Origin of the sequence: Streptomyces sp. NPDC059037 (assembly GCF_042740015.1) — a bacterium.
GTDB lineage: Bacteria > Actinomycetota > Actinomycetes > Streptomycetales > Streptomycetaceae > Streptomyces.
Map to the genome: position 1 here is coordinate 1 of NZ_JBHYIG010000132.1, position 25,676 is coordinate 25,676.

At 70.0% G+C, this 25,676-nt stretch carries 23 protein-coding genes; 3 read left to right on the forward strand and 20 right to left on the reverse strand.

Features of this window, described 5'->3' with window-relative positions; translation table 11 throughout:
• Positions 1–112 precede the first annotated feature (112 nt).
• From rpsD to ACFWY6_RS25330, 5 genes are all read right to left on the reverse strand, one after another.
• On the reverse strand, positions 113–727 hold the full coding sequence (rpsD, locus tag ACFWY6_RS25310; protein ID WP_135330893.1) for a 30S ribosomal protein S4: 615 nt from the start codon (positions 725–727) through the stop codon (positions 113–115).
• Between the two features lie 370 nt (positions 728–1,097).
• Positions 1,098–2,459, reverse strand: a complete 1,362-nt coding sequence (locus tag ACFWY6_RS25315; RefSeq protein ID WP_384694526.1) for a replication-associated recombination protein A — start codon at positions 2,457–2,459, stop codon at positions 1,098–1,100.
• 46 nt (positions 2,460–2,505) lie between these two features.
• Positions 2,506–3,135 (reverse strand): vitamin K epoxide reductase family protein, encoded by a 630-nt coding sequence (locus ACFWY6_RS25320; protein WP_384694529.1) that lies wholly within the window; start codon positions 3,133–3,135, stop codon positions 2,506–2,508.
• A gap of 186 nt (positions 3,136–3,321) precedes the next feature.
• A complete protein-coding gene (gene hisS, locus ACFWY6_RS25325) occupies positions 3,322–4,584 on the reverse strand; it encodes a histidine--tRNA ligase (protein ID WP_384694532.1) in 1,263 nt (420 codons plus the stop codon).
• 13 nt (positions 4,585–4,597) lie between these two features.
• Positions 4,598–5,305 (reverse strand): MBL fold metallo-hydrolase, encoded by a 708-nt coding sequence (locus ACFWY6_RS25330; protein ID WP_361817655.1) that lies wholly within the window; start codon positions 5,303–5,305, stop codon positions 4,598–4,600.
• A gap of 145 nt (positions 5,306–5,450) precedes the next feature.
• Between ACFWY6_RS25330 and ACFWY6_RS25335 the strand changes: the two genes are divergently transcribed.
• Both ACFWY6_RS25335 and ACFWY6_RS25340 read left to right on the forward strand, forming a co-directional pair.
• Positions 5,451–6,272 (forward strand): peptidylprolyl isomerase, encoded by an 822-nt coding sequence (locus ACFWY6_RS25335; RefSeq protein WP_384694535.1) that lies wholly within the window; start codon positions 5,451–5,453, stop codon positions 6,270–6,272.
• Between the two features lie 134 nt (positions 6,273–6,406).
• Entirely contained in the window at positions 6,407–7,639 is a 1,233-nt protein-coding gene (locus tag ACFWY6_RS25340) for a DUF349 domain-containing protein (RefSeq protein ID WP_384694538.1), read from the forward strand.
• 92 nt (positions 7,640–7,731) lie between these two features.
• On the opposite strand, the gene ACFWY6_RS25345 is transcribed toward ACFWY6_RS25340, so the two are convergent.
• From ACFWY6_RS25345 to pgsA, 15 genes are all read right to left on the reverse strand, one after another.
• On the reverse strand, positions 7,732–10,326 hold the full coding sequence (locus ACFWY6_RS25345) for a RelA/SpoT family protein (RefSeq protein WP_384694541.1): 2,595 nt from the start codon (positions 10,324–10,326) through the stop codon (positions 7,732–7,734).
• 218 nt (positions 10,327–10,544) lie between these two features.
• Positions 10,545–11,093: an adenine phosphoribosyltransferase gene (locus ACFWY6_RS25350; protein WP_266868994.1), complete on the reverse strand. Its 549-nt coding sequence runs from the start codon at positions 11,091–11,093 to the stop codon at positions 10,545–10,547.
• Positions 11,090–12,223, reverse strand: a complete 1,134-nt coding sequence (secF, locus tag ACFWY6_RS25355) for a protein translocase subunit SecF (protein WP_384694544.1) — start codon at positions 12,221–12,223, stop codon at positions 11,090–11,092. Before secF ends, ACFWY6_RS25350 begins: the two co-directional genes overlap by 4 nt.
• A 1-nt stretch (position 12,224) precedes the next feature.
• A complete protein-coding gene (gene secD / locus ACFWY6_RS25360; protein WP_384694547.1) occupies positions 12,225–13,976 on the reverse strand; it encodes a protein translocase subunit SecD in 1,752 nt (583 codons plus the stop codon).
• 169 nt (positions 13,977–14,145) lie between these two features.
• Complete coding sequence (gene yajC / locus ACFWY6_RS25365; protein ID WP_360771927.1) at positions 14,146–14,613, reverse strand: preprotein translocase subunit YajC; 468 nt, start codon at positions 14,611–14,613, stop codon at positions 14,146–14,148.
• Between the two features lie 165 nt (positions 14,614–14,778).
• Entirely contained in the window at positions 14,779–15,861 is a 1,083-nt protein-coding gene (ruvB, locus tag ACFWY6_RS25370) for a Holliday junction branch migration DNA helicase RuvB (RefSeq protein WP_384694551.1), read from the reverse strand.
• 37 nt (positions 15,862–15,898) lie between these two features.
• Positions 15,899–16,510, reverse strand: a complete 612-nt coding sequence (gene ruvA / locus ACFWY6_RS25375) for a Holliday junction branch migration protein RuvA (protein ID WP_384694553.1) — start codon at positions 16,508–16,510, stop codon at positions 15,899–15,901.
• Entirely contained in the window at positions 16,507–17,064 is a 558-nt protein-coding gene (ruvC, locus tag ACFWY6_RS25380) for a crossover junction endodeoxyribonuclease RuvC (protein WP_384694556.1), read from the reverse strand. Before ruvC ends, ruvA begins: the two co-directional genes overlap by 4 nt.
• 139 nt (positions 17,065–17,203) lie before the next feature.
• A complete protein-coding gene (locus ACFWY6_RS25385) occupies positions 17,204–17,956 on the reverse strand; it encodes a YebC/PmpR family DNA-binding transcriptional regulator (RefSeq protein ID WP_190082512.1) in 753 nt (250 codons plus the stop codon).
• Positions 17,957–18,034: 78 nt separating this feature from the next.
• On the reverse strand, positions 18,035–18,637 hold the full coding sequence (pdxT, locus tag ACFWY6_RS25390; RefSeq protein WP_384694559.1) for a pyridoxal 5'-phosphate synthase glutaminase subunit PdxT: 603 nt from the start codon (positions 18,635–18,637) through the stop codon (positions 18,035–18,037).
• Positions 18,637–19,551, reverse strand: coding sequence for a pyridoxal 5'-phosphate synthase lyase subunit PdxS (gene pdxS / locus ACFWY6_RS25395; RefSeq protein ID WP_266868985.1), 915 nt, complete (start codon positions 19,549–19,551; stop codon positions 18,637–18,639). Before pdxS ends, pdxT begins: the two co-directional genes overlap by 1 nt.
• Positions 19,552–19,687: 136 nt before the next feature.
• The gene (locus ACFWY6_RS25400; protein WP_135333393.1) at positions 19,688–20,233 is read right to left on the reverse strand and encodes a hypothetical protein; all 546 of its coding nucleotides are present in this window, start codon (positions 20,231–20,233) and stop codon (positions 19,688–19,690) included.
• Between the two features lie 74 nt (positions 20,234–20,307).
• Positions 20,308–21,468: a glycosyltransferase family 4 protein gene (locus tag ACFWY6_RS25405; RefSeq protein WP_384694562.1), complete on the reverse strand. Its 1,161-nt coding sequence runs from the start codon at positions 21,466–21,468 to the stop codon at positions 20,308–20,310.
• Complete coding sequence (locus ACFWY6_RS25410; protein WP_384694566.1) at positions 21,465–22,391, reverse strand: phosphatidylinositol mannoside acyltransferase; 927 nt, start codon at positions 22,389–22,391, stop codon at positions 21,465–21,467. The genes ACFWY6_RS25405 and ACFWY6_RS25410 overlap by 4 nt, the downstream gene beginning before the upstream one ends.
• Complete coding sequence (gene pgsA / locus ACFWY6_RS25415; RefSeq protein ID WP_384694569.1) at positions 22,388–23,083, reverse strand: phosphatidylinositol phosphate synthase; 696 nt, start codon at positions 23,081–23,083, stop codon at positions 22,388–22,390. Before pgsA ends, ACFWY6_RS25410 begins: the two co-directional genes overlap by 4 nt.
• A gap of 258 nt (positions 23,084–23,341) precedes the next feature.
• Between pgsA and ACFWY6_RS25420 the strand changes: the two genes are divergently transcribed.
• Positions 23,342–25,540, forward strand: a complete 2,199-nt coding sequence (locus ACFWY6_RS25420; RefSeq protein WP_384694572.1) for an elongation factor G-like protein EF-G2 — start codon at positions 23,342–23,344, stop codon at positions 25,538–25,540.
• Positions 25,541–25,676 lie beyond the last annotated feature (136 nt).

The following is a 25,676-nucleotide window of genomic DNA, read 5'->3' on the forward strand; positions in this document are numbered from 1 at the left end:
GTGGGGGGGGGGGCACCGCTGCGGGCCCCAGCGCTCAGCAACCGCCCGCCGGCCGCGCGGCGTTGGGGGGGGCGCGGGGCTACGGGCTGAAGCAGGGAGAGCTACGTCCGGGTCAGCGGGCGTAGTACTCGACGACGAGCTGCTCGTCGCAGATCACGGGGATCTCCTTGCGGTTCGGGTCACGGTCCAGACGGAAGGCCAGGGCCTTCAGGTTGACCTGGAGGTAACGCGGGGTCTCGCCGTCGGGGGCGAAGCCACCCTCACGCGCGACCTGGAACAGCGGCTTCTCGCGGCTGCGCTCGCGGATCATCACGACGTCGTCGGGACGGACGCGGAACGACGGCTTGTCGACCTTGCCGCCGTTGACCTCGACGTGGCCGTGGCTGACCATCTGGCGGGCCTGGTAGATCGTGCGGGCGATGCCCGAACGCAGAACCAGGGCGTCGAGACGACGCTCCAGCTCGATGACCAGGGCCTCACCGGTCTTGCCTTCGGCCTTCTTGGCGCGGTCGTAGGCACGGGCCATCTGCTTCTCGCTGATGTCGTACTGCGCGCGCAGACGCTGCTTCTCGAGCAGACGGACCTTGTAGTCCGAGTTCTGCTTGCGCCCACGGCCGTGCTCGCCCGGCGGGTAGGGACGGGCCTCGAAGTACTTGACGGCCTTCGGGGTCAGCGCGATGCCGAGGGCACGCGACTTCTTGACCTTGGGGCGGGACTGGTTCGGCATGAACCAACCTCTCTGTTCTCTGTGAATACGGCTTCACCAGGGTTAAGGGAGGTCGCAATCCGCAGCCTGGGAAACCCATCGGATCCGGTGGATCTGGATCCGGCGGGCAGCCGCTCCCTGGTCTGGGCACATACGTGCAGCACGCGAGTGGCCCACCGACCGTTTCCCGGAGTACGAGATGGTGGTGGGCTGCCCGCGACACCTTCGACGGTGCGCGACGCTCCTGGAGATTCCTGGACCGTGAGGTCCGGGGCTCCGGCTGGATGTCCCGTTCTGGTGGTGCCGGTACGAGACCGGACACGGGACGCAGCACTGCGGGCAAGTGTACCGGGTGGGCGCGAGTGCCTCAGCCGCAGGGCCCGGGACCTGGCTAGGCCTCGGGCTGCTCGCCCTTGAGGCGGGCGCGGACCCGCTCGACCACGTCGGCGTACCGCGCCTCTCCGCCGTACCTCGTGGGCTGGTAGTAGCGCTTGCCCTCGATGGCGTCCGGGGCGTACTGCTGGGCCGCGATGCCGCCCGGGACGTCGTGCGGATACACATAGCCCTGGGCGTGGCCGAGCTTGGCCGCGCCCTTGTAGTGGCCGTCGCGCAGATGGGGCGGGACGGGTCCGGCGAGGCCGGCGCGGACGTCCGCCTGGGCCTGCTGGATCGCGATCGTCGCGGCGTTCGACTTCGGGGCGAGCGCGAGGGCGATCGTCGCGTGGCTGAGGGTGAGCGCGGCCTCCGGGAAGCCGATCATGGCCACGGCCTGGGCGGCTGCGACCGCCGTGGGCAGGGCCGTCGGGTCGGCGAGGCCGATGTCCTCGCTCGCGGAGATCATCAGGCGCCGTGCGATGAAGCGGGGGTCCTCGCCCGCCTCGATCATGCGGGCCAGATAGTGCAGCGCCGCGTCCACGTCGGAGCCGCGGATGGACTTGATCAGGGCGCTCGCGACGTCGTAGTGCTGGTCGCCGTCGCGGTCGTACTTCACGGCGGCCCGGTCGACCGACTCCTCCAGGGTCTGAAGGGTGATCTCCTTCTCGCCCTTGGCGAGAGCCGATCCGGCGCCCGCCTCCAGGGCGGTGAGCGCGCGCCGGGCGTCGCCGCCGGCGATGCGCAGCAGATGTGCCTCGGCCTCGACGGGCAGCGTGACCGCGTCGCCAAGGCCCCGCTCGGCGCCGAGCGCCCGGCGCAGCAGGCCGCGCAGGTCGTCGTCGGTGAGCGGTTCGAGGGTGAGCAGCAGGGAGCGCGAGAGCAGCGGGGAGATGATCGAGAAGTACGGGTTCTCGGTCGTCGCCGCGATCAGCGTGACCCAGCGGTTCTCGACCGCCGGGAGCAGGGAGTCCTGCTGGGCCTTGCTGAAGCGGTGGATCTCGTCGAGGAAGAGGACGGTCTCCTTGCCGTGGCCGCCCATCGCCCTGCGGGCGCCGTCGATGACCGCGCGCACTTCCTTGACGCCCGCGGTGATCGCGGAGAGCTCGACGAAGCGCTTGTTCGTGGCCTTCGAGACGACGTACGCCAACGTCGTCTTGCCGATGCCGGGCGGGCCCCACAGGAACACCGAGGAGGGGCCCGCGGGCCCTCCCCCGCCCTCGCCGACGAGGCGGCGCAGGGGCGAGCCCGGCTTCAGCAGGTGCTGCTGGCCGACGACTTCGTCGAGGGTGCGCGGGCGCATCCGGACGGCCAGGGGACTGCTGGACGGGTCCTTCTCCTGGCGGTCTTCGGCTGCGGCGGTGAACAGGTCGGGCTCCACGTCCAGAACCCTATGTCACCCCACTGACAATCCCTCCGGGCGCCGGTCAGGCCCAGAGGTCGGCGCCCCAGCGCGTGAGGATCAGCATCGCGATGACGCCGATGTGCATCACCGGCAGGGCCCAGGTGAAGTCCTCGAAGAAGCTCTTGCCCCAGCCCGGGGCGGGCAGGAAGCCCTTGCGGACGTTGAAGGACGTGACGTACCAGAACATCAGGAGCGTGGCGACCCAGGCCAGGCAGCACCACAGGCAGAGCGCGTTGATTTCGTACAGCGACTGGATCATCAGCCAGGTGCAGAATCCGACGCCGAAGAGCATGCCCGCGTTCATGGTCAGCCAGTACCAGCGCGGGAAGCGGGCCCCGGCGAGCAGGCTCATGCCGACGCCGATGATGATGGCGTAAGTGACAAGGCCCAGCATCGGGTTGGGGAACCCGAAGGCCTCGGCCTGCTCGCTCTTCATGATGCTGCCGCAGGCGACGATGGGGTTGATGCTGCAGCCCGGCTGGAAGTTCGGGTCCTTCAGGAGCTCGAACTTGTCGATGGTGATCACCCAGGAGGCGAGCAGACCGGCCGCGCCCGTGATCACCAGGAGCAGGGCAAGTGCGCGGCTCCCGCCGACGGCACCCGGAACGTCCGTCCGCTCCCCGCCGTCCAGGGCATCGTCCTTCGCTGACATCGTTTTGCTCATCACGCCGTTCCGTCGCTTGTGGGTGGCCTGCGGGCACGCACATTGTGCCGCACTCGACCGGGTGTCCACCGTTCGATGGACATAAGGAGGTACGCACGGAGGTCCCCGGGCGTTCGGTTGGCGCGATGCGGTTCGGGGCGTTGGAGCGAGGTTCTCGCCCCAACGCCCCCAGGTTCAGCTCAGCCTGGACTTCAGCTCCGCCACGATCCCGTCCACCGCGACCGCCGTCTGCTCCCCGGACTCCATGTCCTTGAGCTGCACGACGCCCTCGGCGAGGTCACGCTCACCGGCGACGACCGTGAAGCGCGCGCCGCTGCGATTGGCGTTCTTCATCGCGCCCTTGAGGCCCTTCCCGCCGTACGAGAAGTCCGCCGCGACGCCGGCCTTGCGCAGCTCCGTCACCTTGGAGAACAGCACCCGCCTGGCCTCCTCGCCCAGCGGCACCGCGAACACACTGGTCGCCGAGGGCAGTTCGAGCTCGACGCCCTCCGCCTCCAGGGCGAGGACCGTGCGGTCCACGCCGAGCGCCCAGCCGACGGACGGCAGCGAGGGGCCGCCGATCATCTCGGACAGGCCGTCGTAGCGGCCGCCGCCGCCCACCGCGGACTGCGAGCCGAGGCCGTCGTGGACGAACTCGAAGGTCGTGCGCGTGTAGTAGTCCAGGCCGCGGACCAGCTTCGGGTCGTCCTCGTACGCGACGCCCTCCGCCGTCAGGAGCTCGCGCACCTGCTCGTGGTACGCCTTGCACGCGTCGCACAGGTAGTCGCGCAGCATCGGGGCGCCGACCAGCTGCTTCTGGACGTCGTCACGCTTGTCGTCCAGGACGCGGAGCGGGTTGATGTCGATACGTCGACGTGTCTCCTCGTCCAGGTCGAGCGCGCGCAGGAAGTCCTGCAGCGCGGCGCGGTAGACGGGGCGGCACTCCTTGTCGCCCAGCGAGTTGAGCAGGATGCGGAACTGCTTCAGGCCGAGCGCGCGGTACGCCTGGTCGGCCAGGATGATCAACTCGGCGTCCAGAGCCGGGTCCTCCGCGCCGATGGCCTCGGCGCCGACCTGCGAGAAGTGCCTGTAGCGGCCCTTCTGCGGGCGCTCGTAGCGGTAGTACGAGCCGGAGTACCAGAGCTTGACGGGGAGGTTGCCCGCCTTGTGCAGGTTGGCCTCCAGGGCCGCGCGCAGCACGGAAGCGGTGCCCTCGGGGCGCAGCGCGAGCTGGTCGCCGCCCTTGGTCTCGAAGGCGTACATCTCCTTGGAGACGATGTCGGTGGACTCGCCGACGCCGCGCGAGAACAGCTCGACGTTCTCGAAGCCGGGGGTCTCCACGTAGCCGTAACCGGAGTTCCGCAGCGGTGCCGCGATCGCCTCGCGGACTGCGAGGTACTTCGCGGAGTCCGGCGGAAGCAGGTCGTAGGTGCCCTTGGGGGCCTTGAAGGTGCTCACGGGAGTTCTCTCGTCACATTCCTCGTCGGGGAGCCGCGTCGGCTCCCAGGCCGGCGGCCACCTGGCGCAGATACGGGTTGGTGGCGCGCTCACGGCCAATGGTCGTGTGCTCGTTGTGACCGGGCAGGACCACGGTCGAGTCGTCGAGCGGCAGGCACACACGCGCCAGCGACTCGAGGATCTCGGCGTGCGATCCGCCGGGCATGTCGGTGCGTCCGATGGAGCCGGCGAAGAGCAGATCACCCGAGAAGAACACCGAGGGAACCTCGGCGGACTCGGGGAGCTGGAAGGTCACCGACCCCTTCGTATGGCCCGGCGCGTGCGCGACGGAGAAGTCGAGTCCGGCCAGCTTCAGCTGCGCGCCGTCGGTCAGCTCCTTGACGTCGGCGGGCTCCCCCACGGTCAGCTCGCCCATCAACTGCGCGCCGAAGGAACGCCCTATGGCCTTCTCCGGGTCGCTCAGCATGTACCGGTCCTCGGGGTGGATCCACGCGGGTACGTCGTTGGCTCCGCAGACCGGGACGACCGATGCGACATGGTCGATGTGGCCATGGGTGAGGATGACCGCGACGGGCTTGAGCCGATGCTTCTTGAGTGCGTCCTCGACTCCCTGGGCGGCCTGGTGGCCCGGGTCGATGATCACGCACTCCTCGCCTGCGGCGGGGGCGACCAAGTAGCAGTTGGTCCCCCAGGCCCCGGCGGGAAACCCGGCAATGAGCACGATCGTCCTTCGTTCGTCGTCCGGCGGAGGTGACCGCGCAGGTCGCGGCAGATCAGAGCCTACCGGCGCTGCCGATTCCACAGCTAACCCATATACGGTACGGGGCACACAGAAGCGGTCATCCACGCAGAGGAGAGATCACCCGGTGGTCAGCAACGATCAGCGGCGGCGTCAGCTCGCCCGGGAGAAGTTCTTGCGGCAGCAGCAGCGCCGGGAGGCCGCGCGACGCAGGGCGCGGATGCGCAACGCGGTGATCGCATCGGCGCTCGCGGTGGTCGTGGCCGGCGGCGCGGTGTCGTACGCGGCGGGAGCCTTCGACGACGACGGCAAGCCGAAGGACGTGGCGAGCCCGAGCCCCACCAAGAAGGCGGACCCCTGCGAGAAGCCCGCGGGCGGCAAGGTGAAGCCGCTGAGCTTCAAGAAGGAGCCGGCGCTCACGATCGACAAGTCGGCCGACTACACGATGAAGCTGGACACCACCTGCGGCGGCATCGACCTGAACCTGTCGGCGGCGAAGGCCCCGCACACGGTCAACTCCTTCAACTTCCTGGTGAACAAGGGCTATCTGGACCACACCAAGTGCCACCGGCTCACCGCGGGCGGCATCTACGTCCTGCAGTGCGGCGACCCGAAGGGCACCGGCGAGGGCGGCCCCGGCTACTCGATCCCGGACGAGAACCTCAAGGACAAGAGCCTGAAGGGGAACGTCTATCCGGCGGGCACGGTCGCGATGGCCAACCGGTACAACGCCCAGAAGAAGCAGGGCCGGGACACCGGAGGCAGCCAGTTCTTCCTGGTCTACCAGGACAGTCAGCTGCCGCCCGACTACACACCGTTCGGGACCATTTCCGATTCCGGGATGAAGGTGCTCAAGAAGATCGCCGAGGCCGGGGAGAGCACCGGGCAGGGTGACGGCGCCCCGAACGCGACGGTCGTCATCGACAAGGCGACCGTGTCGAAATCCTGACCCCCGCCAGGCAAACTTCGGACGTGCGGGATGCGGACAGCCGCCCCGCCGGTCGCCTATGTTGGCGGTGACGAAACTGTGGACGATGCCGGGGGCCCCGAGGCCCTGCGCAGGCATCATGTGGAGGAGGCGCTGTGAGCAGCGACCCGTGGGGCCGCGTCGACGAGACGGGGACCGTGTATGTGCGCAAGGCCGACGGCAGCGAGCGTGAGGTCGGTTCGTGGAAAGCGGGGTCTCCTGACGAGGCCCTCGCCTACTTCGAGCGCAAGTACGACGGTCTGGTCGTCGAGATCGGACTTCTCGAGCGCCGGGTGAAGACGACCGACTTGTCGGCCAAGGACGCCATGACCGCCATCGACCATCTGCGCCAGCAGGTGGACGAGGCGCACGCGGTCGGCGATCTGGACGCCTTGAGCACGCGTCTGGACAAGCTCGTCGAGACGGTGGAGGCGCGCCGCGAGGAGCGCAAGGTCCAGAAGGCCAAGCAGTCGGACGAGGCGCGGCACGCCAAGGAGGCGCTGGTCGTCGAGGCCGAGGAGCTCGCGCAGAGCGAGCAGTGGCGGGCGGCGGGCGAACGCCTGCGCGCCCTGGTGGACACCTGGAAGGGTCTGCCGCGCCTCGACCGCAAGTCGGACGACGAGCTGTGGCACCGCTTCTCGCACGCCCGCTCGGCGTTCTCCAAGCGCCGCAAGGCCCACTTCGCCTCGCTGGACGCCCAGCGCGAGGAGGCCCGCAAGACCAAGGAGCGTCTGGTCGGCGAGGCCGAGGCGCTCTCCGGGTCGACCGACTGGGGTCCGACGGCCGCGCGGTACCGCGATCTGATGACCGAGTGGAAGGCCGCGGGCCGCGCCCAGCGCGAGCACGAGGACGATCTGTGGAACCGCTTCCGCGGCGCCCAGGACGTGTTCTTCGCGGCGCGCAGCGCGGTCTTCGCGGAGCGGGACGCCGAGCAGACGGAGAACCTGAAGCTGAAGGAGGAACTGGCCGAGGAGGCCGAGAAGCTCGTCCCGGTGAAGGACCTCAAGTCGGCCCGTGCGGCGTTCCGTTCGATCAACGAGCGGTGGGAGGCCATCGGCCACGTCCCGCGCGACGCACGGCCGAAGGTCGAGGGCCGGATGCACGCCGTGGAGCGGGCCCTGCAGGACTCCGAGGAGGCCGAGTGGCGCCGTACGAACCCTGAGGCACGCGCGCGTGCCGAGGGTCTCACCGGCCAGCTGCAGGCCGCGGTCGACAAGCTGACCGACCAGATCGAGAAGGCTCGCGCCGCGGGCAACAACGCCAAGGCCGACAAGCTCCAGCGGGAGCTCGACGGCCGCCAGGCGCTGCTCGACCAGGCGCTGAAGGGCCTGCACGAGTTCGGCGGCTGATTTTTATTTCGCTGTCTACGTAGCGGGGCTCCCGTACATCGCGTACGGGAGCCCCTCTACGTAGGAGACCGTTTACGTACGTAGGAGACCGTTTACGGCCTGCGGGCCGACGTCACCCTGTACACGTCATACACGCCCTCGACTCCCCTGACCGCCTTGAGGACGTGCCCCAGGTGCTTGGGGTCGCCCATCTCGAAGGTGAAGCGGGACGTGGCGACGCGGTCGCGGGAGGTCTGGACGGCCGCGGACAGGATGTTCACGTGCTGGTCCGAGAGGATGCGCGTGACGTCCGAGAGCAGCCGCGAGCGGTCAAGGGCCTCCACCTGGATGGCGACCAGGAAGACCGACGACTGGGTGGGCGCCCACTCGACCTCGAGGATCCGCTCGGGCTCACGGGAGAGCGAGTCGACGTTCACGCAGTCGCTGCGGTGAACCGATACGCCGCTGCCGCGCGTGACGAAGCCGATGATCCCGTCGCCGGGGACGGGCGTACAGCAGCGGGCCAGCTTGACCCAGACGTCCTCGACGCCCTTGACCACCACACCCGGGTCGGCGTTGGCCCGGCGCTTGCTGCGGCCGCGGGCGGGCGGCGCGCTCTCGGCGATGTCCTCGTTGGCGGCCTCTTCGCCGCCGAGCGCCTGGACGAGCTTCTGCACGACGGACTGCGCGGTGACATGTCCCTCGCCGATGGCCGCGTACAGCGAGGAGATGTCGGGGTAGCGCATCTCGTGGGCGAGGGTGACCAGTGAATCCCCGGTGAGGATCCGCTGGATCGGCAGGTTCTGCTTGCGCATGGCCCGCGCGATGGCGTCCTTGCCCTGCTCGATGGCCTCCTCGCGGCGCTCCTTGGAGAACCACGCACGGATCTTGTTGCGCGCCCGCGGCGACTTGACGAAGCCGAGCCAGTCGCGGGACGGGCCCGCGCCGGCCGCCTTGGAGGTGAAGACCTCCACCAAGTCGCCGTTGTCCAGGGTCGATTCGAGCGGCACGAGCCGTCCGTTGACCCGCGCTCCTATGGTGCGGTGGCCGACCTCGGTGTGGACGGCGTACGAGAAGTCGACGGGAGTCGCGCCCGCCGGGAGCGCTATGACGTCGCCCTTCGGCGTGAACACGAAGACCTCGTTGCGCGACAGGTCGAAGCGCAGCGACTCGAGGAACTCGCTGGGGTCCTCGGTCTCCTTCTGCCAGTCGAGGAGCTGGCGCAGCCACGCCATGTCGTTGAGGTGGTCGTCCTTGCCACCGGCCTTCTTCGGTACGTCCGTACGCACCTTGGAGGCGCCTGCGACGGCCTCCTGCTTGTACTTCCAGTGCGCGGCGATGCCGTACTCGGCACGGCGGTGCATGTCGAACGTACGGATCTGGAGCTCGACGGGCTTGCCGTTCGGGCCGATCACCGTCGTGTGCAGCGACTGGTACATGTTGAACTTGGGCATCGCGATGTAGTCCTTGAACCGGCCGGGGACCGGGTTCCATCGCGCGTGCACCGTGCCGAGCGCCGCGTAGCAGTCGCGGACCGTGTCGACAAGGACCCGAATACCCACCAGGTCATAGATCTCGGCGAAGTCGCGGCCTCGCACGATCATCTTCTGGTAGACGCTGTAGTAGTGCTTCGGGCGGCCGGTGACGGTGGCCTTGATGCGGGCGGCGCGCAGGTCGGCCTGGACCTCGTCGGTCACTATGGCCAGGTACTCGTCGCGCTTGGGCGCCCGCTCGGCGACGAGCCGCACGATCTCGTCGTACATCTTGGGGTAGAGGATCGCGAACGCGAGGTCCTCCAGCTCCCACTTGATGGTGTTCATGCCCAGGCGGTGCGCCAGCGGAGCGTAGATCTCCAGCGTCTCGCGGGCCTTCTTCTCCTGCTTCTCGCGCTTCAGATACCGCATCGTGCGCATGTTGTGCAGGCGGTCGGCGAGCTTGATGACCAGGACGCGGGGGTCCTTGGCCATGGCGACGACCATCTTGCGCACGGTCTCGGCCTGCGCGGCCTCGCCGAACTTGACCTTGTCGAGCTTGGTGACGCCGTCGACGAGCAGCGCGACCTGGTCGCCGAAGTCCCGCTTGAGGGTGTCGAGGCCGTACTCGGTGTCCTCGACGGTGTCGTGGAGCAGCCCCGCCATGAGGGTGGCAGGGTCCATCCCCAGCTCGGCGAGGATGGTCGTCACGGCGAGCGGGTGCGTGATGTACGGGTCGCCGCTCTTGCGCTTCTGGCCACGGTGCCAGCGCTCGGCGACCTGGTAGGCCTTCTCGATCTGGCGCAGCGTGGCCGTCTCGATCTTGGGGTCGTTGCTGCGCACTATCCGCAGCAGCGGCTCCAGGACCGGGTTGTACGGGTTCGAGCGCTGGACGCCGAGCCTGGCCAGGCGGGCGCGGACGCGGTTGGAGGAGCCGGAGCGCTCGGTCTTGGCCGCGGTGGGGCGGATCGCCGGGGTCGTGCTGCCGGGGCGGGCCTCGGTGGGGGGCTTGGGGCGCGGCTGCCCGGCCGGCTTGTCGCGCTGCGCGCTGCCGCCGGGCGTGCCCGGTGCGGACGTGGTGCTGGGGGCCGCGCTCTCCGACGGCTTCGCGGCCGTCGCGCTCTGCGCGTTCTTCGCGGGCGTCGCGCTCTGCGCGGGCGCGGCAGTGCTCGCCGCCGCGCGCTCGGCCTGCTCTGCGGCCTTGGCGGCGGTGAGTGCCTTGGACTCGTCTGGCAAGAGCGCTCCCTGTGCGCGATCCGGGTCCCCCGGTCAGGCCCCGAAGAGCCCATGGTATCGATCCTGGACCTTCGGCTCGCCCTCAGCCCGTGAGACGGGTCTCAACGGGAGAAACACCTGAGGTTCTCCACACGGCGAACCTGAGGTCTCTACGGGGGAAACACCCGAGGCGGGCACCGGATTCCTCCGGGCCCGCCTCGGGGTGTGCGTGGGTCCGCTCAGACCGTGATCAGGGCCTCCAGCGGGGCGCCCTCAAGGGCGGTCTCCAGCTTGGCGCGGCCACCGAGGAAGCCGAGCTCCATGAGCACCGCCACACCGGCGACCTGCGCGCCGGCCCGGCGGATCAGCCGCAGCGACGCCTCGGCGGTGCCGCCGGTCGCCAGGACGTCGTCGATGACCATGACGCGGTCGTCGGCGGCGAGGTCCTCGGCGTGCACCTCGATCTCGGCGCTTCCGTACTCCAGGTCGTAGGCCTGGCTGAGCGTCGCTCCGGGGAGCTTGCCCGCCTTGCGTACGGGGATGAAGCCGAGCCCGGCGCTGAGGGCGACGGGGGCGCCGAGGATGAAGCCGCGGGCCTCCAGGCCGACGACCTTGGTGGCGCCGTGCCGCACGGCGAGGTCCGCGAAGGCCTCGGTGAGCGCCGCGAACGCCGCCGGGTCCGCCAGGAGGGGGGTGATGTCCTTGAACATCACGCCCGGCTCCGGGTAGTCCGCGACGTCCCGGATGCGGCTGAGCAGCAGCTCCGTCGTTGCGGTCGTCTCGGTCATCGGCGCTTCCCCGAGGGACGGCCGCGGCCCCGGCCCCGGGAGGTGGGCTGGGTGCGCGGGCCGACGACGCCCGCGGGGGCGGCGTCCTCCGGCACCCGGTCCTGCGCCTCGTCGTCAGCCTGCTCCGCGCTGTCGGCGCTCTCCGCGGATTCGCCCTTGGCCGCCGCGGCGGCACGCTTGGCGAGGACGCGCTTCTTGAGCGCCTTCATCTGCGGCTCGGTCTCCTTGAGGTCGGCGACGAGCGGCGTGGCGATGAAGATCGAGGAGTACGCACCGGCCGCGAGGCCGACGAACAGCGACAGCGAGATGTCGTTGAGCATGCCCGCGCCGAGGAAACCGCCACCGATGAAGAGCAGACCGGCGACCGGCAGGAGCGCGACGACCGTGGTGTTGATCGAGCGCACCAGGGTGCTGTTGATGCTGCGGTTGGCGACCTCGCTGTAGGTCCACCGGGTCTGCTTGGTGAGGTCCTTCGACTGCTCCTTCAAGCTGTCGAAGACCACGACCGTGTCGTACAGCGAATAACCGAGGATCGTCAGCAGACCGATGATCGTGCCCTGGGTGACCTCGAAGCCGACTAGGGCGTACACACCGACGGTGATCGTGATGTCGTGCACCAGGGCGATCAGCGCGGCAAGCGCCATCCGCCACTCGAAGGCGATCGCCAGATAGATCACCACGAGAACCATGAAGATGATCAGGCCCGTCCAGGCCTTCTGGCTGATCTGCTCACCCCAACTGGGGCCCACGAGGTCGGCGTTGATGTCGTTGGACTCGATGTCCATGTCCTTCGCCAGATCCGCCTTGATCTGGTCGGACTTGGCGGTGTCCACACCGGCGACCTGGATGCGCAGACCGCCCGAGCCGAGCTCCTGCACGACCGCGTCGTGGCCGGAGGCCTCTTCCGCGTACTTCTCCGCCTGAGCGACCGAGACGCTGGTCTTCGGAGTGGTGAAGACGGCACCGCCCTCGAACTCGATGCCCATGTTCAGGCCGCGCACCGCGAGGCCGACGATCGCCGTGATGGTGATCAGTATCGAGATGCCGTACCAGATCTTGCGCTTGCCGACGAAGTCATAGCCGACCTCGCCGCGGTAGAGCCTGGCGCCGAGATTGCCGAGCTTCGACATCTCACGCCTCCTTCGGGTCGACGGGGGCGGTGGCACGGCGCGTGCGGCGCAGCGGGGGCTTGGCGCCGAGCCGCTTCGGGTCGAGCCCGGACCACTTGTGGCCGTTCGCGAAGAACGGCTTGCGTGCCATGAGCGTCATCAGCGGCTTGGTGAAGAAGAAGACCACGACGACGTCGAGCAGGGTGGTCAGGCCGAGCGTGAACGCGAAGCCCTGGACCTTGCCGACCGTGACGACGAAGAGCACGGCGGCCGCGAGGAACGACACGAAGTCGGAGACCAGGATGGTGCGCCGGGCACGCGGCCAGGCACGCTCGACGGCGGGCCGCAGCGTGCGTCCCTCGCGGACCTCGTCCCTGACGCGTTCGAAGAACACGATGAACGAGTCCGCCGTGATGCCGATCGCAACGATCGCACCACACACCGCGGGCAGGTTCAGCGTGAACTGGATGGCCGGGCCGAGCAGCGTCATCAGGGTGTACGTCAGGGCCGCCGAGACCAGGAGGCTCGCGATGGCGATGAGCGACAGGCCCCGGTAGTAGACCACCAGGTAGATGATGACGAGCGCGAGGCCGATGGCGCCGGCGATCAGGCCGGCGTGCAGCTGCTCGCCGCCGAGGGCCGGGCTCACCGTGGTGACGCTCTGCTCGTGGAAGGTGAGCGGCAGCGCGCCGTACGACAGGATGTTGGCGAGGTCCTGGGCCGACTCCTGGGTGAAGCTGCCGGAGATCTCGGCGTTGGCACTCAGGGTCGTGTTGACGCTGGGGGCCGAGGCCACTTCGCCGTCGAGGACGATGGCGAACTGGTTCATCGGAGGCTGCTGCTGCGAGAGCTTGCTGGTGGTCTTCGAGAACTTCTTCGAGCCGTCCTTGGTGAAGTCCATGTTGACGACCCAGGCGCCGCTCTGCTGGCTGATCGTGGCCTTGGCGTCGTCGACGTCCTTGCCGTTCAGCTCGGCCGGGCCGAGCACGTACTTCTCCCACTGCCCGGCGTTGTTCTTGCCACAGGCGATGCTCTGCTCGGACGGCTTGATGCCGTCGCCGACCTTGCCGCGCTGCGCCTTGTCGGTGCAGTCGAGCTCGGTGAACTTCTTCTGCAGGGCCGCGGTGGCCGGGTCGGCCGACGGGGTGGGGGTCGGCGCCGCCTTGTCCTTGTCGTCGCCCTTGTCCGAGGACTTGGGGGACGGGGTGGCGTCGGCCTTCAGACCGTCGGTGACGGCGCGGCCCTGGGAGGTGGGCGTCGCCGTCGGGGTCGAGGAGGGCGTCGCCTTGTCCTCGCCCTTCTCGGTCGCCTTGTCCTTGTCCGTGCCCTTGCCGGACGAGGAGGCGGACGGCTCGGGGGTGGGCTCGCCAGGGGCCACCGTCAGGACCGGACGGAAGTAGAGCTGAGCGGTCGTGCCGACCTGCTCGCGCGCCTGCTTCTCGTTCGTGCCCTTGGGGATGTTGACGATGATGTTGTCTGCGCCCTGGGTCTGCACCTCGGCCTCGGACACACCTAGACCATTGACGCGGTTGTTGATGATGCTGACCGCGGTGTTCATGTTGGTCGGGTTGATCGCGTTCTTCTGGCCGGGCTCGTTCTTCGCCTGGAGCGTGATGCTCGTACCGCCGGCGAGGTCGATGCCGAGGCGGGGCGTGGTGTTCCCGGAAAGGAACATCCCCCCGGTGAGCGCCACGAGGGCGATCAGGATGAAGACCAAAGAGCGGCCCGGCTTGCCCGGGGCGCTCTGCCTTCGGCCCTTCTTAGGTGCTGCCACCTTCTCGTTCTCCCTGTCCAACCGCCCGGCGTCCGGTGCCCTGCCCCGTCACTGAGCGGGGAGTTCCCAGGTGGGCGGCCATGAAATGGTGTCGAGACCCGTCACGAAACCCACGCACTGCAGGGACCGTGGCAGCGCGAGCGGCGCGCCCCACGGACCCCGGTGGTGGCTACTTCGCGTCGGACTCGCCGTCGGTCTTCTTCGGCTCGGCGTCGTCCTCGGGAGCGGTGTCCGCGTCCTTCTTGCCGAGGTCGATGGGCGAGTCGTCGGAAGCGTCGGCGGCGGGCTCGTCGGTCTCGGTCAGGGAGGAGGCGTCGTCCGGAACGATGGGGGTGTTCGACTTCAGGTCGGCACCCACGCCGTGGACGATGCGGTTGTACTCGTCGTCCTCGAGGACGGCGCCGACGGCGTTCTTCGCGTAAAACGCGTGCACGCCCGGAGCCACCTCAAGGAGGACCGCGTCGTCGTGAACCTCCTTGACGGTGGCGTACATGCCCCCGATCGTGCGGATGCCGGTGCCGGGCTGCATCTCATTGCGCATCTGCGCGGCCGCCTGCTGCTTCTTCTTGGCGGACCGCGTCATCAGGAACATGGCCCCGATGAGCACGATGAAGGGGAGGAGGGTCACGATATTCACGGGACGGAGTTTCCTTCGCATGACCGCGCAGGTAAGCGGCCTGATGGACGGGGGTGGGCACGCCGCCCGCAAGGGACGGCATCGGCGGAGTCTAAGCGAGTCCGCACCTAACGAACAACGCTCAGCATGGCACCGCAGTTCCTGACCGTGCGAGTACGCGCGCCGTCACGCCCCGAACAGGTCCCCTTGTCCGATTCCGCCCGCCTGGCGCGGGGGAACAAGGCCGAGATGCGCCCATGCCGCGGGCGTCGCGACGCGGCCGCGGGGCGTGCGGGCGAGGAGTCCCTCCCGTACCAGGAAGGGCTCGGCCACCTCTTCGACCGTCTCGCGCTCCTCCCCCACGGCGACGGCGAGCGTCGACAGACCCACGGGTCCGCCGCCGAACAGTTTGAGCAGGGCCTCCAGGACGGCCCGGTCGAGGCGGTCGAGGCCTCGGCCGTCCACCTCGTAGACCTTCAGGGCCGCGCCCGCGATGTCCCTGTCGATCTCGCCGTCGGCCTTGACCTGCGCATAGTCGCGTACGCGGCGCAGCAGACGGTTGGCGATACGGGGGGTGCCGCGGGAGCGGCCCGCGATCTCGGCGGCGCCGGCCGGGTCGATGGCCACGTCGAGCAGCTGTGCGGAGCGGTGGACCACCCGCTCCAGCTCGGCGGGCTCGTAGAACTCCATGTGGGCGGTGAAGCCGAAGCGGTCGCGCAGCGGCGGCGGCAGGAGGCCCGCGCGGGTGGTGGCGCCGACCAGGGTGAAGGGCGGCAGCTCCAGCGGGATGGCGGTGGCGCCGGGGCCCTTGCCGACAATGACGTCGACGCGGAAGTCCTCCATCGCCATGTAGAGCATCTCCTCGGCGGGCCGCGACATCCGGTGGATCTCGTCGAGGAAGAGGACCTCGCCCTCCTGGAGGGAGGAGAGGATCGCCGCGAGGTCGCCCGCGTGCTGGATCGCCGGGCCGCTGGTGATGCGGATCGGGGCGCCCATCTCGGCCGCGATGATCATGGAGAGGGTGGTCTTGCCGAGGCCCGGTGCGCCGGAGAGCAGTACGTGGTCGGCGGTGGCGCCCCGTGCTCGGGCCGCGCGCAGGACCAGGTCGAGCTGTTCGCGGACCTTCTCCTGGCCGATGAACTCGCCCAGGTCCTTGGGGCGCAGCGCCGCCTCGACCGCCTGGTCCTCCCCGTCGGCGGACGCACCGACCAACCGCTCGGCCGCACCCGCCGGTGCGGTCGTGTCGTCGGTGGTCTCGTCCCAGTTCATGAGGTCGCCTCGTGGTGTGGTTCTGGTGGTCGGTGGGCTAGCGGGTGCGGTTCAGCGTCTGCAGGGCGGCCTTGAGGAGCTGGCCCACCTGCGGCGCCGTCCCGGACGCCTCGGCCTGCGGGGTGACGGCGGCGACCGCCTCGTCGGCCTCGCGGGTCGCGTACCCGAGGCCGATCAGCGCCGCGTGCAGCTGGTCGCCCCAGCCGGTGGTGACGGCCTTGCCGATCGCGGGGCCGCCCGTGCCGAGGGGCTCGCCGAGCCGGTCCTTGTACTCCAGGAGCAGCTTCTGGGCGCCCTTCTTGCCGATGCCGGGGACGGCGGTGAGCGCCTTCTCGTCACCGGTGGCGACGGCGCGGCGCAGGGCGTCCGGGCTGTGCACGGCGAGCATCGCCTGGGCCAGGCGCGGTCCGACACCGCTCGCGGTCTGCAGGAGCTCGAAGGTCTGCCGCTCGTCGTCGTCCGCGAAGCCGTACAGGGTGAGCGAGTCTTCCCGTACGACCAGGGACGTGGCGAGCTTGGTCTGCTGGCCGACGCGGAGTGTGGAGAGCGTGTTCGGCGTGCACTGGACGGCCATGCCGATGCCGCCGACCTCGACCACCGCGGCATCGGGGGCGAGAGCGGCGACGGGGCCGCTGACGAAGGCGATCATGCGGTACGGCCTTTCGATGCGTGCAGGGCTGCGGCCTGCTGGAGGCGGTTCTGGGCCACGGCCTGCTGGAGGCGGTTCTGCGCGGGGGCGCGCCAGATGTGGCAGATGGCGAGGGCGAGGGCGTCGGCCGCGTCGGCGGGCTTGGGCGGTGCGTCGAGCCGGAGCAACCTGGTCACCATCGCGCCGACCTGTGCCTTGTCGGCCCGGCCGCTGCCGGTGACGGCGGCCTTGACCTCGCTCGGCGTGTGCAGGGCGACGGGGATGCCGCGACGCGAGGCGCAGAGCATGGCGACGGCGCTCACCTGGGCCGTGCCCATCACCGTACGGACGTTGTGCTGGCTGAACACCCGCTCCACGGCGAGGACTTCGGGCTCGTGCTCGTCGAGCCACTGCTCGATGCCCTGCTCGATGGCGACGAGGCGGTGGCCCAACTCGGCGTCCGGCGGCGTCCGTACGACACCGACGCCGCGCATGGTCAGCGGCCGCCCTGCGACCCCGTCGACGACGCCGACGCCGCACCGGGTCAGCCCGGGGTCCACCCCCAGTACGCGCATGCGCGCCCTCCCCTCGTCGCGGCGGTGATCTTTGAACTTCACGCCAGGCTATCCGCTGCCACTGACAACAGCGGCGGGGGGGGGGGGGGGTGGGGGCCCCCCCCCCCCCCCCCCCGAAACTGCTCAGCTCGCGGCAGCGCTACGCGTCGACCTTCTCCATGACCTCGTCGCTCACGTCGAAGTTGGCGAAGACGTTCTGTACGTCGTCGCTGTCCTCGAGCGCGTCGATCAGCTTGAAGATCTTACGGGCGCCCTCTTCGTCCAGCTCGACCTGCATGGTCGGGACGAAGTTGGCGTCGGCCGAGTCGTATTCGATCCCGGCGTCCTGGAGCGCGGTGCGGACCGCGACCATGTCGGTGGCCTCGGAAAGCACCTCGAAGGACTCACCCAGGTCGTTGACCTCTTCGGCGCCCGCGTCCAGGACCGCGCCCAGGACGTCGTCCTCGGACAGCTCGCCCTTGGGGACGATCACGACGCCCTTGCGGTTGAACAGGTACGAGACGGAGCCCGGGTCGGCCATCGAGCCGCCGTTGCGGGTCATGGCGACGCGGACGTCCGATGCGGCGCGGTTGCGGTTGTCGGTGAGGCACTCGATGAGCACCGCGACACCGTTGGGGCCGTAACCCTCGTACATGATCGTCTCGTAGTCGGCGCCGCCGGCTTCGAGACCGGCGCCGCGCTTGACCGCGGAGTCGATGTTCTTGTTCGGAACCGAGCTCTTCTTGGCCTTCTGGATGGCGTCGAAGAGCGTCGGGTTGCCGGACACATCGGCGCCGCCCGTGCGGGCCGCGACCTCGATGTTCTTGATCATCTTCGCGAAGAGCTTGCCGCGCTTGGCGTCAATCACGGCCTTCTTGTGCTTCGTCGTAGCCCATTTAGAGTGGCCGGACATCTGCCTGTCTCCTTCGCGTTACCCAACCAGTACGAACTCCCCGACACCTTAAGGCCCGGGGAACCCCCGGAGATCCTACTAGGATCCCGCCGCCGCGTTCCCGCGCACCATCCCGACGAACAGCTCGTGCACCCGGTGGTCGCCCGTCAGCTCGGGGTGGAACGACGTGGCGAGCGCGTTGCCCTGGCGTACGGCGACGATGTGCCCCTCGTGCTCGGCGAGCACCTCGGCACTGGCGCCGACGGACTCCACCCAGGGGGCGCGGATGAAGACGCCCTCCACGGGAGCGCCCTCGATGCCGGCTACCTCGACGGCCGCCTCGAAGGACTCGTTCTGCCGCCCGAAGGCGTTGCGCCGCACGATCATGTCGATCCCGCCGACGGTCTCCTGCTCCGAACGCGGATCCAGGATCTTGTCGGCGAGCATGATCATGCCCGCGCAGGTGCCGTACACCGGCATCCCGGCACGCACGCGTGCCCGCAAGGGCTCCAGGAGGCCGAACAGCGTGGCCAGCTTGGAGATGGTCGTGGACTCGCCGCCGGGTATGACCAGGCCGTCCACCTCGGCGAACTCCTCGGGGCGCCGGACCGGCCTGGCCAGGGCGTCAGCCGAGGCCAGGGCGATCAGGTGCTCCCGTACGTCCCCCTGAAGGGCGAGGACGCCCACTACGGGAGTGGTCATTACCAGCCCCGGTTCGCGTAGCGCTCGGCCTCGGGCAGGGTGTCGCAGTTGATGCCGACCATGGCCTCGCCCAGGTTGCGGGAAGCGTCGGCGATGATCTTGGGGTCGTCGTAGAAGGTGGTGGCCTTCACGATGGCGGCGGCGCGCGCGGCCGGGTCGCCGGACTTGAAGATGCCGGAGCCGACGAAGACGCCCTCGGCGCCGAGCTGGCGCATCAGCGCGGCGTCGGCGGGGGTGGCGACGCCACCGGCCGAGAAGAGGACCACCGGCAGCTTGCCCAGCTCGGAGACCTCCTTGACCAGCTCGTACGGGGCGCGGAGCTCCTTGGCGGCGGCGTACAGCTCGTTGTTGTCGAAGCCGCGCAGCTTGGCGATCTCGTTCTTGATCTGGCGCAGGTGGCGGACGGCCTCGACGACGTTGCCGGTGCCGGCCTCGCCCTTGGAGCGGATCATGGCCGCGCCCTCGGCGATGCGGCGCAGGGCCTCGCCCAGGTTGGTGGCGCCACACACGAAGGGGGTCGTGAAGGCGAACTTGTCGCTGTGGTTGACCTCGTCGGCCGGGGTCAGGACCTCGGACTCGTCGATGTAGTCGACGCCGAGGGACTGGAGCACCTGGGCCTCGACGAAGTGGCCGATGCGGGACTTGGCCATGACCGGGATGGAGACGGCCTCGATGATCTCTTCGATCATGTTCGGGTCGGACATCCGGGCCACTCCGCCGTCCTTGCGGATGTCGGCCGGGACCCGCTCCAGGGCCATGACGGCGACGGCGCCGGCGTCCTCGGCTATTTTCGCCTGCTCGGCGTTGACCACGTCCATGATGACGCCGCCCTTGAGCTGCTCGGCCATGCCGCGCTTGACGCGCGCGGTGCCGGTCTCGGGCGACTGGTTGCTGCTGGAGAGGGTGCTGGACACGGAGTTGACCTCGCTTGCTGACGACGGGTTCCTGCTCCTGGCAGAAAACGCCCCGCGACCAGTCCACAGCAAGGGCCAATGATTGACCGGTGGCTCATTTTTCCCGTACGCCCCTGGTCAGCGCCGTGCGGTGGCGCTACGTGGTCGCGCGGTCCGCGAGCGCCACCGGCGGCTCGTCGTCCATCTCGAAGGCCATCGGGAACGGCGCATGGCCTGCAAGGCGGAACCAGCGGACCTTGCGGTGCCTGCGCAGGGCGCGCGCCGCGCGTACGGCGTCGTTGTGGAAGCGCCGGGCCATCGGCACCCGGCGCACGGCCGCGGCCAGCTCGCTCGCCGCCTCGTCGCCGCCCGGTGCCTCGCGCACCGCCTCGACCTGCTGGGCCTCGCCGAAGATCGCGCGCAGCGCCTGGCTGAGCTCGCTCTCGGCGACCTCGCGCTGCTCCTCCTCCGCCTGCCGGGCGGCGTGCGCCGCCTCGTAGAGCACGATGGAGGCCGCGGGGTCGAGCACCCCCGATGTGGCCAGCTCCTGGGCCACCGAGGCGCGGCGCAGCAACTGCGCGTCGAGGGCGGCGCGGGCCGCGTCGATGCGCGCGTGCAGCCGGTCGAGCCGTCCGGCGGTCCAGCTCAGATAGAGGCCGATCGCGAAAAGTGCTACCGCGATCCAGATCAGTGTGGAGGTCACCGGCCTGAGGCTAGTCGAGGCGGCCGGGCCGCTTCACCGCCGGGCGCCCTGAACACCCGGCGGTACCAAGGCGTTCAGTCGCGCGCGAGTCCGAACCGCGCCCGCAGGCCCGTCCGTTCGTCCGCGGCGACCGCCGCCGCGCCGTCCGTCACCGTCTCGTACACGGAGAGGATGTCCGCGCCCACCGTCGACCAGTCGAAGCGGCGTACGTGCTTGCTGCCGCGCTCACGCAGTTCCTCGCGGCGCTCGGGGTCGCCGAGCAGCCGCAGGGCGGCGGCGGCCAGCGAGTCGGCGTCCTCGTTCGTGAAGAGGTCGCCCGCCGCGCCCTGGTCGAGGACCTGCGCGAAGGCGTCCAGATCGCTGGCGAGGACAGGGGCGCCCGCCGACATCGCCTCGACCAGGATGATCCCGAAGCTCTCGCCGCCGGTGTTGGGCGCCACGTACACGTCGACGCTGCGCAGCAGCCGCGCCTTGTCCTCGTCGCTCACCATGCCGAGGAACTCGACGCGCGAGCGCATCTCGGCGGGCAGCGAGGCGACGGCCTCCTCCTCGTCGCCGCGCCCCGCGACCAGGAGCCGGGTCTCCGGCCGCTCCGCGAGGATCTGCGGCAGCGCCCGCATCAGCACCGGCAGGCCCTTGCGCGGCTCGTCGATGCGCCCGATGAAGCCGATCGTGCCGCCCTGCCACTCGGCCTTGGGCTCGACCTTGCTGAAGAAGTCGACGTCGACGCCGTTCGGGATGACGACCGCGTCGCCGCCCAGGTGCTCGACCAGGGTGCGCCGCGCGTACTCGCTCACCGCGATGCGCGCGCTGATCTTCTCCAGGGCGGGCTGCAGGATCGGATACGCGGCGATCATGGCCCGGGAGCGCGGGTTGGACGTGTGGAACGTCGCGACGATCGGCCCCTGGGCCGCCCAGCAGCTGAGCAGCCCGAGCGAGGGCGAGGTCGGCTCGTGGATGTGGATCACGTCGAAGGTGCCGTCGTGCAGCCAGCGGCGCACCCGCGCGGCCGAAAGGAACCCGAAGTTGAGCCGGGCCACCGAGCCGTTGTACGGCACAGGAACGGCGCGGCCCGCCGACACGACGTACGACGGAAGCGGTGTCTCGTCGTCCGCGGGGGCGAGCACCGACACCTTGTGCCCCAGGCGGATCAGGTGCTCCGCGAGGTCACGGATGTGGAACTGGACGCCGCCCGGGACGTCCCACGAGTAGGGGCAGACGATCCCGATCTTCACGGCGTCGCCTCGTCAGACCCCTGACCGGGCCCCTTCGCGGGGTCCAGATCAGCGAGCCACAAGCGTTGCAGCATGTGCCAGTCCTCCGGATGGTCGGCGATACCCGTGGCGAAGGCGTCTGCCAGCGCCTGCGTCATGACAGACGTCTTCTCCGTACGGGTACCTGTCTCGGGGACATCGATGGGCGGATGGACGCGCCCCTTCATGATCGGGGAGTCGTCGTACCAGAGCGTGACCGGAAGCAGCAGCGCGCCGGTCTGCTGGGCGAGCAGCGCGGGCCCCGCGGGCATCCGCGCGGTGTCGCCGAAGAACTTCACCTCGACGCCGGAGGCCGAGAGGTCCCGGTCGGAGACGAGGCAGACCAGGCCGCCGTCGCGCAGCCGCCGGGCCAGCGTGCCGAAGGCGGAGCCGCCCTCGTGCGGCAGGACCTCCATGCCGAGGCCCTCGCGGTAGGCGACGAAACGGTCGTACAGCGTCTCGGGCTTGAGCCGCTCGGCGACCGTCGTGAACGGCGTCTCCAGCTTGGTGGTGACCCAGGCGCCCGCCAGGTCCCAGTTGCCCAGGTGCGGAAGCGCGAGGATGACGCCCTTGCCGGAGGCCAGGCCGTCGGTCAGATGGTGCACGTCCTTGGGGACGAAGCCTTCCTTTATGCGCTCCCGGCTCCAGGACGGCAGCCGGAAGGACTCCATCCAGTAGCGCAGGTACGAGCGCATGCCCGCGCGGGACAGCTCGGCAAGGCGCTCGGGGCTCGCGTCGGGCACCACGCGCGCGTAGTTGGCCTCAAGGCGCAGGACGCCCTTGCCGCGCCGCTTCCACACGGCGTCGGCGATGGTCCGGCCGAGCCGCACGGCCACTGGTTCGGGGAGCTTCTTGACCGTGCTCCAGCCGGCCCCGTAGAGAGCGTCGGTCAGCCGGTCCTTCACGACGTCGCCTCGCTGCCCTGTGCTTCAGTCTCGGCCTCGGTCTTGGTCTCGGCGGCGGCCGCCGCGTCCGCCTCCGCGGACTCCCGGCGCACGGTCACCATGCGCTGGACCAGGGTGACGAGGCTGCCGACCGCGACGACCCACAGCGCGATGGGCAGCAGGACGTCGATGCCGGGGACCCCGAACTTGTGCAGCCCCGCGAAGCCCGCGGCGACCAGCGAGATCACCAGGCGCTCGGCGCGCTCCACCAGGCCGTTGACCGCGACGGGCAGGCCGATCGCCTCGCCGCGCGCCTTCGTGTACGACACCACCTGGCCGCTGGCCAGGCAGAAGATGGAGACGGCGCACAGGATGTTGTCGTCGCCCGAGCCCGCGTACCAGAGGGCGAGCCCGCCGAAGATCGCGCTGTCGGCGACCCGGTCGAGCGTCGAGTCCAGGAAGGCGCCCCAGCGGCTGGAGCGGCCGAGCTGCCGCGCCATGTTCCCGTCGACCAGGTCGGAGAACACGAAGAGCGTGATCACGACCGTGCCCCAGAAGAACTCCCCGCGGGGGAAGAAGACCAGCGCTCCCGCCACCACACCGGCCGTGCCGATGAACGTGACCGCGTCGGGGCTGACCCCGCGGCGGATGAGAAACGCGGCGAACGGTGTGAGAACACGCGTGAAGAATGCACGCGCGTACTTGTTCAGCATGGCCTTCCCGAGGGGTCGGTGAGCCGCGCGGCCCTGTTGGCCACCGGCTGGCCCATCGTAGTCACGCCCTTGACGGCGCGGCTCGCCCCCTCACGATCGCGTACGACGTATGGACGCACCGTGACCCGAGTGGAAAGCTCGAAAGCACAGCGGGCGTCGCCGGAGCCGACCCGCACGCGGCCCCGCGTGTCCGACAGCAGCCAGCATCCCCGAGGGGGCTGAGCCTCCTCTCCGAGCACGTGACCGGGAGGCCAAGGCATGGGCGACAAGGCACACGCACACCCCGGAGCCGCCGGCAGGGCAGCGACGGCCGACCACCCCGCGTCCGTACGGAATGTGGTGCTGGTCGGCCACAGCGGATCGGGCAAGACGACTCTGGTGGAAGCCCTCGCGCTGACGGCGGGGGCGGTGAACCGGGCGGGCCGCGTGGAGGACGGCGGCACCGTCTCCGACTACGACGACATCGAGCATCGCCAGCAGCGCTCGGTCCAGCTGTCGCTGGTCCCGGTGGAATGGGGCGGCTACAAGATCAATCTGCTGGACACACCCGGATACGCCGACTTCGTCGGGGAGCTCAGGGCCGGTCTGCGCGCCGCGGACGCGGCCCTTTTCGTGGTCTCGGCGGCCGACGGCGTGGACGGCGCGACCCGCATGGTGTGGGAGGAGTGCGCGGCGGTCGGCATGCCGCGGGCCATCGTGGTGACCCACCTGGAGGCGGCCCGCGCCGACTTCACCGAGATGACGCGGACCTGCGCCGAGGCCTTCGGGGCCGACGACCCCGATGCCGTGCTTCCGCTGTACCTGCCGCTGCACGGCGCCAAGGGCCCCGACGGGCACGCGCCGGTGACGGGCCTGGTCGGGCTGCTCTCGCAGCGGGTCTTCGACTACGCCTCCGGGGAGCGCAAGGAGTCCGAACCGGGCGAGGAGCAGCTGCCGCTGATCGAGGAGGCCCGTAACCAGCTGATCGAAGGGATCATCGCCGAGAGCGAGGACGAGTCCCTCATGGACCGCTATCTCGGCGGCGAGGACATCGATTTCAAGACGCTCGTGGATGACCTGGAACGGGCCGTGGCGCGCGGCATCTTCCACCCCGTGCTCGCGGCGGCGCCCGCCGCCGAGGGCGCCCGGCAGGGCATCGGCACGGTCGAGCTCCTGGAGCTGATCACGGGCGGCTTCCCGACCCCCCTGGAGCACCCGGCGCCCGCCGTCACCACACCGGACGGCAAGGCGCGGCCCGCGCTCGGCTGCGACCCCGAAGGACCGCTGGTCGCCGAGGTCGTGAAGACCGCGTCCGACCCCTACGTAGGACGCGTCTCCCTGGTCCGGGTCTTCTCCGGGACCCTGCGCCCGGACGAGACCGTGCATGTGTCCGGGCACGGCCTCGCGGACCGCGGCCACGAGGACCATGACGTAGACGAGCGCGTGGGCGCGCTCTCCTCGCCCTTCGGCAAGCAGCAGCGTGTCCTCGCCCAGTGCGTCGCGGGCGATCTGGCCTGCGTCGCGAAGCTGAACCGCGCCGAGACCGGCGACACCCTTTCGGCGAAGGACGACCCGCTCCTGATGGAGCCCTGGGACATGCCCGACCCGCTCCTTCCGCTGGCCATCCAGGCGCACAGCAAGGCCGACGAGGACAAGCTCTCCCAGGGCTTGTCCCGGCTGGTCGCCGAGGATCCGACGATGCGCCTGGAACAGAACCAGGACACCCACCAGGTGGTCCTCTGGTGTCTGGGCGAGGCGCACGCCGATGTCGCCCTGGAGCGGCTGCGCAGCCGGTACGGCGTGCAGGTCGACGTCGTCACCCACAAGGTCTCCCTTCGGGAGACGTTCGCGGGCAAGTCCGGCGGCCGAGGGCGTCATGTGAAGCAGTCCGGCGGCCACGGGCAGTACGCGATCTGCGAGATCGAGGTCGAGCCACTGCCCGGCGGCAGCGGCATCGAGTTCGTCGACAAGGTCGTGGGCGGCGCCGTGCCCCGGCAGTTCATCCCCTCCGTCGAGAAGGGCGTACGGGCGCAGGCCGCGAAGGGCGTGGCCGCCGGTTACCCGCTCATCGACGTACGGATCACGCTGCTCGACGGCAAGGCGCACTCGGTGGACTCCTCCGACGCCGCGTTCCAGACGGCGGGCGCGCTCGCCCTGCGCGAGGCCGCGGCCGACGCCAGGATCCATCTCCTGGAGCCGGTCGCCGAGGTGCAGGTCCTGGTCGGCGACGACCACGTGGGCTCGGTGATGAGCGACCTTTCGGGGCGCCGCGGCCGGGTGGTCGGCACCGAGCAGGCACCCGGCGGGCGCACGCTCGTACGAGCCGAGGTCCCCGAGATCGAGATCGGCCGGTACGCGGTCGACCTGAGGTCGCTCTCGCAGGGCACCGCACGGTTCAGCCGCAGCTACGCCCGGCACGAACCCATGCCCCCGCAGCTCTCCGAGAGGATCCGTGAACAGGCCCAGGACGTCTCCTAGTTGAGATCCCGTCAGGGATCCGGGCGGGGGGGCGGGGGGTGCTGGCCCCCCCCCCGGGGCCCGCCGCCCCGGGGGGTGTGGGGGTCGCCGAGGTCTTCTGGATCACCACGGTCCGGCCGGACGGCCGGCTGCACGT